Source organism: Acinetobacter sp. YH12097 (genome assembly GCF_013419225.1).
Lineage (GTDB): Bacteria > Pseudomonadota > Gammaproteobacteria > Pseudomonadales > Moraxellaceae > Acinetobacter > Acinetobacter amyesii.
In genome coordinates, this window is record NZ_VPAN01000056.1 from 1 (window position 1) to 11,477 (window position 11,477).

At 35.6% G+C, this 11,477-nt stretch carries 9 protein-coding genes and 4 pseudogenes; 5 read left to right on the top strand and 8 right to left on the bottom strand.

Annotation, left to right across the window (positions count from 1 at the left end; genetic code table 11):
* Positions 1-248 precede the first annotated feature (248 nt).
* On the bottom strand, positions 249-470 hold the full coding sequence (locus FTU37_RS15295; RefSeq protein WP_004658364.1) for a helix-turn-helix transcriptional regulator: 222 nt from the start codon (positions 468-470) through the stop codon (positions 249-251).
* A gap of 194 nt (positions 471-664) precedes the next feature.
* Here FTU37_RS15295 and FTU37_RS15300 point away from each other — a divergent pair, with 194 nt between their 5' ends.
* Positions 665-916: a hypothetical protein gene (locus FTU37_RS15300; RefSeq protein WP_004658363.1), complete on the top strand. Its 252-nt coding sequence runs from the start codon at positions 665-667 to the stop codon at positions 914-916.
* A 252-nt stretch (positions 917-1,168) separates the two neighbouring features.
* On the opposite strand, the pseudogene FTU37_RS15305 reads toward FTU37_RS15300, so the two are convergent.
* Positions 1,169-1,312 (bottom strand): annotated as a pseudogene (locus FTU37_RS15305) (antitoxin HicB); the annotation flags it as partial.
* Here FTU37_RS15305 and FTU37_RS15310 point away from each other — a divergent pair.
* Positions 1,312-1,536: pseudogene (locus FTU37_RS15310) on the top strand (efflux RND transporter permease subunit); the annotation flags it as partial. The pseudogenes FTU37_RS15305 and FTU37_RS15310 overlap by 1 nt on opposite strands.
* An 84-nt stretch (positions 1,537-1,620) precedes the next feature.
* Here the strand turns inward: FTU37_RS15310 and FTU37_RS15315 are convergent.
* Together FTU37_RS15315 and FTU37_RS15320 are read right to left on the bottom strand one after the other, a co-directional pair.
* Positions 1,621-2,508 (bottom strand): cation diffusion facilitator family transporter, encoded by an 888-nt coding sequence (locus tag FTU37_RS15315; RefSeq protein ID WP_127800877.1) that lies wholly within the window; start codon positions 2,506-2,508, stop codon positions 1,621-1,623.
* The gene (locus tag FTU37_RS15320) at positions 2,495-2,899 is read right to left on the bottom strand and encodes a hypothetical protein (RefSeq protein WP_180004480.1); all 405 of its coding nucleotides are present in this window, start codon (positions 2,897-2,899) and stop codon (positions 2,495-2,497) included. The genes FTU37_RS15315 and FTU37_RS15320 overlap by 14 nt, the downstream gene beginning before the upstream one ends.
* 79 nt (positions 2,900-2,978) lie before the next feature.
* On the opposite strand from FTU37_RS15320, the gene FTU37_RS15325 reads away from it, so the two are divergent.
* Positions 2,979-3,392, top strand: a complete 414-nt coding sequence (locus FTU37_RS15325; RefSeq protein WP_005245163.1) for a Cd(II)/Pb(II)-responsive transcriptional regulator — start codon at positions 2,979-2,981, stop codon at positions 3,390-3,392.
* A 41-nt stretch (positions 3,393-3,433) separates the two neighbouring features.
* Here the strand turns inward: FTU37_RS15325 and FTU37_RS15330 are convergent, their stop codons facing one another.
* The gene (locus FTU37_RS15330; RefSeq protein WP_005245164.1) at positions 3,434-4,633 is read right to left on the bottom strand and encodes an integrase arm-type DNA-binding domain-containing protein; all 1,200 of its coding nucleotides are present in this window, start codon (positions 4,631-4,633) and stop codon (positions 3,434-3,436) included.
* A 642-nt stretch (positions 4,634-5,275) separates the two neighbouring features.
* Between FTU37_RS15330 and FTU37_RS15335 the strand changes: the two genes are divergently transcribed.
* Complete coding sequence (locus tag FTU37_RS15335; protein ID WP_168370265.1) at positions 5,276-6,658, top strand: IS200/IS605 family accessory protein TnpB-related protein; 1,383 nt, start codon at positions 5,276-5,278, stop codon at positions 6,656-6,658.
* Between the two features lie 30 nt (positions 6,659-6,688).
* The gene (locus FTU37_RS15340) at positions 6,689-6,907 is read left to right on the top strand and encodes a hypothetical protein (RefSeq protein WP_000550047.1); all 219 of its coding nucleotides are present in this window, start codon (positions 6,689-6,691) and stop codon (positions 6,905-6,907) included.
* A 144-nt stretch (positions 6,908-7,051) separates the two neighbouring features.
* Here FTU37_RS15340 and FTU37_RS16870 read toward each other — a convergent pair whose 3' ends face one another.
* From FTU37_RS16870 to FTU37_RS15350, 3 genes and pseudogenes are all read right to left on the bottom strand, one after another.
* Positions 7,052-7,159: a hypothetical protein gene (locus tag FTU37_RS16870; protein ID WP_372551473.1), complete on the bottom strand. Its 108-nt coding sequence runs from the start codon at positions 7,157-7,159 to the stop codon at positions 7,052-7,054.
* Positions 7,160-7,219: 60 nt separating this feature from the next.
* Positions 7,220-10,420 (bottom strand): annotated as a pseudogene (locus FTU37_RS15345) (tyrosine-type recombinase/integrase).
* Between the two features lie 4 nt (positions 10,421-10,424).
* Positions 10,425-11,351: pseudogene (locus tag FTU37_RS15350) on the bottom strand (hypothetical protein); the annotation flags it as partial.
* Between the last annotated feature and the right edge of the window lie 126 nt (positions 11,352-11,477).

Consider the following 11,477-nt stretch of genomic DNA (forward strand, 5'->3'; position numbering starts at 1 on the left):
TCATTCGAGTCTAGACAAAATGACACCAAATGAGTTTTACTATGATCAGCTACCCCAACAAAACAAGGTGGCTTAACTAGAGCGGAATATCACTTATAAATACGCTTTTAGTTGTTCAAACAAGTGGAACCACCTCTGTTTGTAATGATATTTTATAAAATTCAATATTAGATCTGCAGAGAAAAACTTATCAAACTAAGTATTGGCTAGTCTTTTTCTTCGAAAAACTTATCAAACGAAGTATTAAGTTAATCTTTTTCTTCAACTTCTTCCTTAAACTCAAACAAATCATTCATCGTACAGTTAAAGTACTTACACAACTTATCGGCGACTGGTAATTCAATACGTACAGCACGGTCATAATACATACTTGTGAGCGTGTTGCGATTGATACCTGTTGCATGCACCACTTCACTTAATTTTAAAATTTTTCTATCGCCCATGAGGCTAGATAACTTACAAGTAATCATATTTAAATTAATTTACAAAAAATAACTTGCTGTGGGTTATTTGAAGTTGTTGACTGAGTAATACTTTGCTAAAATTAACCTACAGCAGGTTATTACAACTTATAGAAAGTATATTTTATCCATTTCAACTAAATTATAACTTTTTAAATATAAGGATTGAACCTGCATTAGATTATTTTGTGGAGATGACCGCCGTGTTACCAAATGAGTTATTGATCAGCCAGCAAGCTCGTGACTTAGGAAATCAATTAATTAAAGAAATGAACATCAATAGAAGTTATGGAATGGCTAATTTTCTTGGAGTAAATACTTGCTATGATAATCATCAGGCTGTACTTATTTGGACATTTCAACTGCTTGAAAGGGAACCTGCCTTAAATGAATTAGCAGAAATTAAAAAATATTTTCTTTTAATCTTTCCAGATAGTGTTTATCAATTAGCCTAAGTTGTTTTTAAAATTAATTTATTAAATAAAAAGCACTAAATCAAAGAAAGCTTTATTTAAAAATACCTATTAATTCAAAAACATACCATTTACTGAATATATGAAGCATAGGTTCCTGCTCTATCACTCACTCGTACTAAAATTACATCGCTCTTTTTACTGATACTAAACAATTTATGTCCACGCCACGTTCTGCGGCTTCGAGGGCTAGTTTTTGTTGAACCACTGAGAACAAGGACAACAAACTGCCTACTATATTTTCCCGGAGAGTGGTGTAGGAACTTTTTCATTATTGCTAATCATATCAGCGACAACATCAGCAACGAGCTCCTCTATTCCTGAGAATGCTTTAGACTGATCCGCATCAAGCCAAGACAATGATGGAAACTCAGCACATCATTCGTTTAAGACCTATTTTAATGACGGCACTGGTCGCAAGTTTAGGTTTTATTCCAATGGCGTTAAACACTGGAATTGGTGCAGAAGTACAACGACCACTAGCAACAGTTGTTATCGGCGGTATTGTATCTTCTACAATTTTAACTTTGTTTGTATTGCCTATTTTATATCAATGGGCGCATGGCTCTGAGAGTAGCAAACAGCAATCCGACGAAATTTAAAATCAAAAAAAGCAGCTTAATTACTAGGTTATGCCTAATTAAGCTGCTTTTAATATTGTATGCCCAACATTTTATTGATAAAGCTTACTGCGCTTCATCCCGACAATTTTCATTTAAAAACTCAAACTCTATCGTTGTATGCGATAAATGATAGGAAGATAATTTAGCTGCAACTTCTTGTTTAAGCCTAATTAATTCTTTAACGTCAAAGTTGTCACTCAGCTCAAGGTGCGCTGTTAAAACGTGACTTTCACCATCTAGTGACCAAAAGTGCATGTGGTGGATACCATTAACTTCAGGAAATTCCATTAGTGATAGTTTAATACGCTTTTGAGTCTCTTTATCGGGTGCAGCTTGAAGAAATAAAACGAGTGTTGATTTCAGGTTTTTGAAAACATTAAACAAGATGAACAGCGTGAACCCTATTGATAAAAGGGGATCTAATATCGGCAGTTCAGCGAACAACAGTACGATAGAGACTATAAGAACGGCAACCCATCCAAGTACATCTTCAAGAAGGTGCCATGTCAGCACTTTCTCATTTAATGTTTCACCCGCTTTTAATTTTAATACAGCATATCCGTTAACGGCAACGCCGAGTATCGCTAGCCCTAACATCCCCTCGACTACAGGCATTTCAGGATTGGACAGCTTTGGAATTGCTTCAAATAAAATCCAAATTGAGCCAATGATTAAAACAATACTGTTTATCAATGCGCCAAAGAGAGTAAGTCTACGATAACCATAACTAAACTTATCTGATGCTTCTTTATCTGAAAAACGACTTAAAATCCACGCAAAACCTATTGAAAGACTATCACCAAGATCGTGAACTGCATCTGCCATTATCGCCGTACTGTTAGTGAGCCAACCACCTATAAATTCGATAATAGTGAATGTCACATTAAGGAAAAATGCCCAACCAATACGGTCATCTTTACCATGTTGATGACTATGATTATGGTTGTGCATTTTGTACCTCTAGTACTTTTCTATTTCTTAGTTTTGATACATTCATATTAATCAAGTGACGTATCAAGCGTTGATATATCCAGCGTTTGAACCCCGACAAGTTAGTCCCTTTTTCGAAATAGAACTCATCAGGGGAATCATAAAGCCCAAAGTCATCATGAATACCTTCTTTTTGAATATAGGTATTTTCTCCACGCCAATCTGTATCTGGTGATGAAAAGCACTTTGTTGCAACACCATAACCACAAAAATCATCTTTTACAAACTGATAAGCGGCACCAATTTTGTTGAAGTTATCCAAGTTTTTCCACCTACGTTGATCGATCAAGGATTGGATATCTTTGTGTTCAAAATTAACGATATTCGTATTGTTTAAATATTTCTCAGTCATTTTTTATATATCCTTTTCGTTGCATACTTATACTATAGACTCTATAGTAACTATAGAGTCAAATGTCTGGGGGAAATTGATGAAAATAGGCGAATTGTCAAAAAAATCGGGCTGTTCAATACAAACGATTAGATATTATGAAAGAGAAGGATTACTGTTAAATCCAAATCGTTCAGAAGGTAATTTCAGGCTGTATGATAGCAAAGCACTTAAACAATTGGAATTCGTAAAGCATTGTCGCAGCCTAGATATATCACTCAATGATATTAAACGTCTTATCGAATTAAAAAATAAGCCAGAAGAAAGCTGCTCTAGCGTTAATGCATTAATTGATCAGCAACTTGCACTAGTGAATAAACGCATGAAAGAATTAAGGGCGCTTAAAGCTGAATTACAACAAATGGCTAGTGCTTGTGGTTCGAACAACCCAACATACTCATTATATTCTGCTGACCATGTAACACGGCAAGTATATTGTTTACTATCCATTTGAAACCCCATAATGTTTTAAGTCTATGTATAAAAGTACGATTTTCACTTAGCAGTACTTAAATAATCACCCCACCACTGCATCATTTCAGTCCGCTGGGCTAAATAGTCAGCGTGATTATAGCTGGCACGGGTACGGTTCTTATCAATATGTGAAAGTTGTGCCTCAATCCAGTTATCCTGGAACAAACCTGAGTCATTCAAAATGGTACTAAAAGTGGAACGTAGTCCATGAGAGGATAATTGATGTTTTCCATAGCCCATCTTACGTATAGCCATATTTAATGTATTAAAATGAATCGGTTGATTATGTTTCCGTGGGCTAGCAAAAATGTACTTTTCACCGTATGACCATTGCATGACGTCTTTTAAAATATCTAAAGCCTGATCTGAAAGTGGAACTAAGAAGTCGGGAATCTCATGGCCTAATATGACTTTTCGTCGAAACTGTTTAATATGCAAGGCAGGTATTTTCCAGACTTTTTCATTTAAATCAAAATGATGAGGCTCAGCCAATAACAATTCAGCCCCTCGCACGCCAGTATGTAATTTGAACAGCAGTGCTTTTTTAATAATCGGATGGGCATCCAATTTTTGTAATTTATACTTAAAATCAGATATATCCTCCGCTTTCAAATACGGATAATTTTTCTTGATTTTACTGTTAATGGCGATTTTATTTAAACCATGCGCGATGTTGAATTCACAATAACCCATCGCTACAGCGTAGTCATAAATTTGGTTCAAATAACTACAAGCTTTCTTGACAGGTTCTTTTACTTGGCGTCCCTCTATTTTTTTGATTACTGAAACCAGGTCATAACGCTTGATGTTTTGAAAAGGTAGATCCTGAAGGTCTGGATAAATATCTTGCTGTAAGCATCTTTCTGCTAACTGTAGTACACCACAGCGGGGTAGATCGTTGAAGGCATTTTTCAGTTTGAACTGTAACCACTCCTCCCCGACCTTACCAAAGGTGATGACATTAGAGGCAGTATCTTGTTCAAAACAGAAATCATTGTCTTTAAAGTCATCTCTGACTTGTCGTGCCTTTTTCAGCGATAAATCAGGATAACGACCTAACTGAATGCGTCGACGTTTTTTAGTTTGTGGATCTGTATAGCGATAGCACCAAGATTTTCTTCCACTCGGCTCAATCTTCAGGCTAAGCCCATCTTCATCGGATAAAAAACTGGTTTTTTCCTTACAATGAGCTTGGCGAACTTTAATTTCAGTAAGACTCATGGAATTTAAATGAAACCTAACAATGGGTTGATTGGATCAATTATATCAAAATAGAACGCTTTATGTATGATGCGTACACTACGCATCATATATATTTGTAATATATTGTTTTATATATTTAATATTTTAAGTATTTGTATTTTAGTAACCATTATAAGTACCACCTCTTCTTTAAGTTCCCAACAACTCACTTTTTCTGTCATCAATGTTAAATAAGTCTTGTGCTTTAAATTCTTAGATGACCTCCTCTACCCTTTATTATCATTTTTATAAAAGTAACTATATGTACTCATTAAAATTTGTAGAGCTCAAAAACAAAAAAGACCGCTATATAGCAGTCTTTTAACTTAATTAAATAATAATTAATTCATTTTCATCATAAGTGCATAAGCATCACGTTTGTTTTGACGCAATGATTCTATCTCGGACTTCGTCAGCTGTTTTACGAGAGTAATTAACTATAACTAAAAATATAGACAAATATTTGCATAAGTTCTCATTTTGTCTATGTCGATTCAGTAGTGGCAAGGTGGGTATTTATTAGAGATTTAAATGATTATCTTTTGTATTTTAGGTGAGTGTCTTGGTATATTAGCATCCATATCTATTGATTATCCAATCCCTTAACCTAGGCATGACTTTGTGAAATTAACACGCATCCACCATTGTAAAAACTTGAATGTGCAAAAGTACAAACAGCTTGAGAAACAAGCTGTTTTACTTGGTCGTATTCGTAGCGAGGTGTGGGCTAAATATGGTGCTATTTCAGGTTTGAATATCAGTGACAGAGCTATTCGTGATGCGTGGATGAAAGAAAGTCGTGACTTTGGTGTTTCTGCAAATGCGTGGAAAGAAACGCTACGTGATTGCATAGGTGATATTAAAGCCTATCGAGAAGCATCAAAAGACAAAGTAAAGCAGGCGATCCGAAAACGCACCTCCTGTAATAATGAACAAAAAAGACTATACACCTTGCTTAAAAAAGATGAATGGATGACTGATAATTTCCTCCATCGTCAAATGCGTAATCACTTTAAGCATGGTGTTAATCACACACATAATCAAATTATTGTTCGTGCGGATATGTGTAAAACTTTTGAGTTAAATGGTCAATGTTGGCTTAAAGTGCCGAGTCTAGTCCCTCGACAAACCATTAAAATTCCACTAAACACCACTGTTGATTTTGCGCCACAAGGCACACTTAGAATCATTCTAAAAAACGGTAATGTTGAAGTTCACTCAACTTATGATGCAGTTGAAACACAGGATTGTGGTCAGGAAACCGTAGGTGTTGATAAAGGTTATTCAGAAGCCTTTGTGGATTCTGATGGTGAAGTATATGGCAATGGTTTAGGTAAATTGATCTCAAGTGAATCAGACTACCTAAATCAAAAGTACAAACGTAGAAATAAGCTCAGAGCGATTTCTAAAGCCAAACCGCACAAGAAACAGAAAATTGAGTTAAATAATCTAGGTCGAAAAAAACTAGATAAGCGACAAGATACTCAAAAAGCAAAGCTCAAAACATTAATATTTACAGCAACTCACAAGTTGGTTGATAAAGCCAAAGTGATTGTTGCGGAAGATTTAACATCCCCAATTCAAAGTAAACGCAACTATGGCAAAAACACCAATAGACGCTTAAATACATGGGCTAAAGGTTTGTTAGCTAATGCCCTAACTTCTATATCTCACCGTAGAGGTTCTACGGTGCATCTAGTCAATTCTGCATATACTTCGCAAAGTGATTCTTTCTTGCATGGCCTTTTAATAGGTACACGTAAGGGAGATCGTTTTCACCGTTTCAATGGGGAAGTTGTGCAAGCTGATTGGAATGCTGCGAGAAACGTGCTTGCAAGATTAAACGACAATGAGATAAGTCGTTATACGCCTTACAAAACTGTAAAGCGTATATTGCAAGAACGGACTGACCGCTACAAGTCGGAACTGACCGACTCAGGCTCTAGTTACACGCTTGGCAACAAGACATTAACAGAGTGCGAATTAGTCCTTGAGTATGTTTGAATACATTTTAAGGAACAGTAGGATAAAAACATGCACTTATTTAAATTAACTGACGAACAACTCGCACAAATTCTTATCCCGAAACGATTTGTACCACCTACTCCACCTGAACATGAAGGCAAGAATATGGTCTATGTATTTGATAGTGAGGATAAGTTTGAACTGACTTATGATGAGCTGGTGGAAATCATTAGCAAAGCTAGAATGGCTGGTCCGAAGTTGATACCTGTCTTAGGCACCGTGAATTAAATTGTGCAGTGTTCGCACGCCACTTGAAACATAACTTGATTGGAAATGAATTTGGGCTGAGAAAAATTCAGTTCAAATTTAACCTGACGGGCACACTAAAAAATGGGTAATTGTCAGATCGAGTTTGGACTACAACACTTTAGCTCATCGATTTACCATACCGCTAATCTTCACACCATTTTCGTAAATCCAGCGATCAAACTGTGATACTACATTCCGCTTATTAATCCAAGTCAGCATGGTGCTTTTCATAAAGGCAGTTTACTTATAAACAGGGAAATTTCTAAACAATTCCCCTTTAACATGCTTAGGCTATTTGATCCAGAGTTCATCTTTTTGCATCATTTTTAACATTAAATTAAATATAACCAGCGGAGTAACATTTTTTTTGTTAGAGCCGACAACTCTTTGAAAACTAAATTTAACGGTTCGCTCAGGAGCATCCAAATTAACTGGGTAGTTTTGTTTTTCTAAATACAGATGATCTCCTAACATTGGCTCTATACCAGTAATAAAATTAACAATTTGTTGCTCATCACCTTTCATTCGGCATTGAAAATGTAGAAAATTCTTACGCAGTTTTCCAAATAATAATAATATTTTAAGCGCCTTAACCATGTTCTTTTCTTTCAGTGCATCTTGCTGCCTATCATCTTTATAATGAAAATCAAGGAGAGGAATTATTTCATCTGGACGAGTCAGTTTTTTAGCCTTTTCGTAAAGTTCATCAAACCAACTCTCTTCTAAATTCTTACTATAAACATAATTCGTTTTTAAATTAAATTTTTGGCGATCCATCCATTTAGTGCTCATCCATTGACATCGTTGCATCCATTCTTGAGCTTGGGTATCTTCGCTTAATCGACCTTCTCTAAAACTTATCAAACGTTGAAAAGGTGTCAGAGTACTCTTCTCTATACTAAACTTCTTTTCTTGTCGGCCAGCCATCGTAACTGGCTGTGTTTGCTGATAAGAATTAAACCATTTCTGCTGCTGAGTATAACGATTTAGGTTTATGTAGTCTGTACTTGACTTCACTGGACTAAAACACTGTTCTAATACTTTTTTTGAAATGATACACGGCGAATTATAAATTCGATCGACTGCTAATAAATCCAAAACATGAAGGTAATTTGAAGCCGTTTGCTCAATACTGCTATGCCCCATCCAAGAGGCGAGCACCTGCCATTTATGTTGAATAATCTCTTCTTGAGCACGTGCTTTCATACCAAACAATAAATCCCTCATCTTTTTTGCTTTTACCCAAGGACAATCTGTGTAGGTCTTGATCATTTCTTTTGAACCGAGCAAAGTTATTGCTAGATAGTTAGCAGCACTGTGGCGTAATGTATGAAAACTAAAGCCATGATGCATACCTAATATTTGACTAAACAAATCTACTGTAATTTTGCTGATACATTGATCAGTTAATACACGATGATTCACACTAAAAAGTAGATCATCCTGCTGATTAACCAAATATTGCTCATAACGATGTTGTATGTAACGTTGTACTACTAAAAACTCATGTTCTGACAATGCAATTTTCAATGGTATTTGACGATTCGCACTTCGCGTTTTCAGACGGCGATATGAATTGTCTTGGATATGAAGCGTGATATTATTAAAAACTGTATTTTCTTTTTCTTTATAAAGTAGCTCTGGGCAAATAATATCTTGTATTTTAAGACAACGAACTTCATTTAATCGAAGTCCAGTTCTATAACTTAGTAAATACATCAGCTTTAAACAACTCAGATGATCGACCCACTCTGATGCCGTTGGCTCTTGACTTAAATTTTCTAGTTTTTCCAATAATTTGCCAAATAGCAAAGGACTCACTAGCCGTGCATTGCAAATTTGTAAATGCTTAAAACTTGAATTCTGTAACACCAATACCCCTGGAGCATCATAATTCTCTATACAGAATTGATGAAAATCTTTTAGGCGACCAAAACGGTATTCTGCGCTTTGGTGCATCTTACGAGAGGTTTTTCCTTTCACCGAATCTCGTTGAACTGCTTTTTCATCACGTTCACTGCTGTATTTCAATAGCTGCCGATATAAATCCTCATAGTCATCTATGGATTGTTGCTTTAAATCTAATTTATTGAGCCAAATCTCAAATATAAATTCTTTGCCAAACGATCCTAAGTAGCTTTCAATAGTTGATAATTGAAGCCCTCATTTTTTTAAATGCATTAACCAGTGAATTAAGCGTAGTTGAGCATCAATTAAAGACTTTTCCTCCGTATTAGCATCAACTATCTTCTCCTCTAACACCCTTCTAGTTTCTTGCCAAAAACGTAGCGTGCGTTCTTCTTTATTCCTCTTTTTATCTAAACGCTCAACTTTTTGACCTTTACGTTTCTTTTGACCAAACAACATCAACTCATACGGAATCGTTTGTAATTTGCTTTGAACAGTCGGAACTTCAGGAAGTAACTGCTCTTGTTCAAAATGAATAGGGCGATTATCTGGTTCTGTGACTTGATTGTAATCATTATTCCACAGCAATCTAAATTCGGATGGCCTTAAAGCAACAGTATTAATCTCTTGCTGAAGCACATTACTCAAAAATATATCTATGCTGAGGTTTGGATTAAATTCGAGTACCATTTGCACATCATTAAATGCACGAAATCCACGGCGTTTAATTTGATATTGCAGATCCCCAAGACTTTTTTTCCTGCCTATCTTACTCAAGCTTTCTAAAATACAATCTTCAACTGAATGTTGCAGACAAAATTCTTTCTGAGCAGCTTTCAACTTTTTTAAATATTGCAAAATGAACTGCGCATATGGGTTAAAAAAAACATGTTTCCATTGGTACAACTTTCCCTGTTCTACATCGTTGCCATATTGAGAGTTTTCAACACGATAATGTAGTAACAATGGATTAGTGATTTTTTTGTAGTCCGAATGGTATAACCGAAAACAATTCAGATCTGTACCAAGCTCAATGGCCTCCTGCAATTGCTTCTGAATAGCAATCAAATGCTGTTCATCTGCACAGCCTGAAATATATATAAAACTTAAGCATAAATTTCCCCATAAGTACTTTGGTTCATTCCAATATTCAAATGAATCTTGCCAATACTGCCTTAATTCCTTAAGTACATGGATATGTAGATGCCCCTGTTCTAACCGTGACTCTGTACTCTCAATTTTTCTAGGCAGTACGATCCGTTTAGTATGTGGATTTAGCTTAATTCTGTATGATTTTTTATCTACATTCTGGTTGAATTGCTTCCTTCTTTTATTAAATTCATCTTCAGTAAATTGCATCAGTTTTGATTGTTCGTCTCGGCTCAACTTTTGACTCAAACAATCAACACTATCTTTAATGTCATGCCATTTTTCAGCGATCTGCTGATCAAGTTTTTGCTGCATTTCTTTCGTCAATACTTCAGGTGGAGAAGGCTGTCTATCTAGCGACTTTTTCACCATTTTATGAATATCAACAAATAGATCATCTAGTTGTGGTTTTATTAGTTCTTTGATTTTTTGCATACAACTATTTTCGCTCTAAGTGTTTAATCGATAAAGATTTGACATTATCTTGCAATTGCTGGCGGGCTTGCTGTACATAGACATTCGGGATAAGTGAAGAATGCGGATGAAAAGCCTCTCGGTCACGTTGGTCATGACCATACAGGGCCTGAATTAAGTGAAAAGCTAATGCTGGTTTACCCTCTTGCTGCTCATGCATCAAAAAGTTCATGTCAAAATGACGTAACCAATTCGAATACATATTCTTTGGAAAGACTCCTTGCATATATGAATTCACCCATTTTCTCGATAAAGGGATTAACTTAATTTTCCTGCTCTGCCATTCTTTGACAGTTATCGGCAAGATATCTTTACTAAAAATGACCTTACCAAAAAGATCATTTACAGTTATCTTCTTCTTTGCAAAGACTTGTCTAAAAAATGAACCGTACGCTTCAATAATTTGTTCTAAAAAGGCAGTGTAATTTTGCAGTGTTTTTATGAAAAAATCAGATAAAGGGATAAAACGACCATCTTTTCTTGCTTTACTATTTTTTTTATCATTCACATATAAAAGCTTGAGCTCAACACAATAATCATCCAAATTCCCCAACAGGTTTTTTTTAGGCCGACTTGCCAAACTCAACAAACTGATATGCCACATCCAACACGCATATGCATTAAGTTGATTAATAATGTGCTTATCTTCTTGGATGTTTTCGTGACAATGTCTATGTAAAATATGGAATTGCTCTTTCACAAAATTGGGTTCAAGTGCCAGTTGGCTCCCTATCCTTCCTATAGATAATGCAGATTGCACTTTGAATTGTTGTTGCAATATTTTTAGTTCAGCCGTGTCTTCAGTAAAATGTGTGGAATGTGGTGTAAGTGCTTTTTCTAAAAAGGCTAGATATGTGCTACTGAGTTGAGTTTTCGGTAGCCCGCCATAATAGTGATATACGCTGAATTATCAGGAGACTTTCCCTTGGGAGATTCTAGGCAGCCAACTTATAAAAGTCTTCGGCCATTTGATTTGGTGTCTTAAAACCCAAACCCTTTTGAATTCTTCGATGATTAT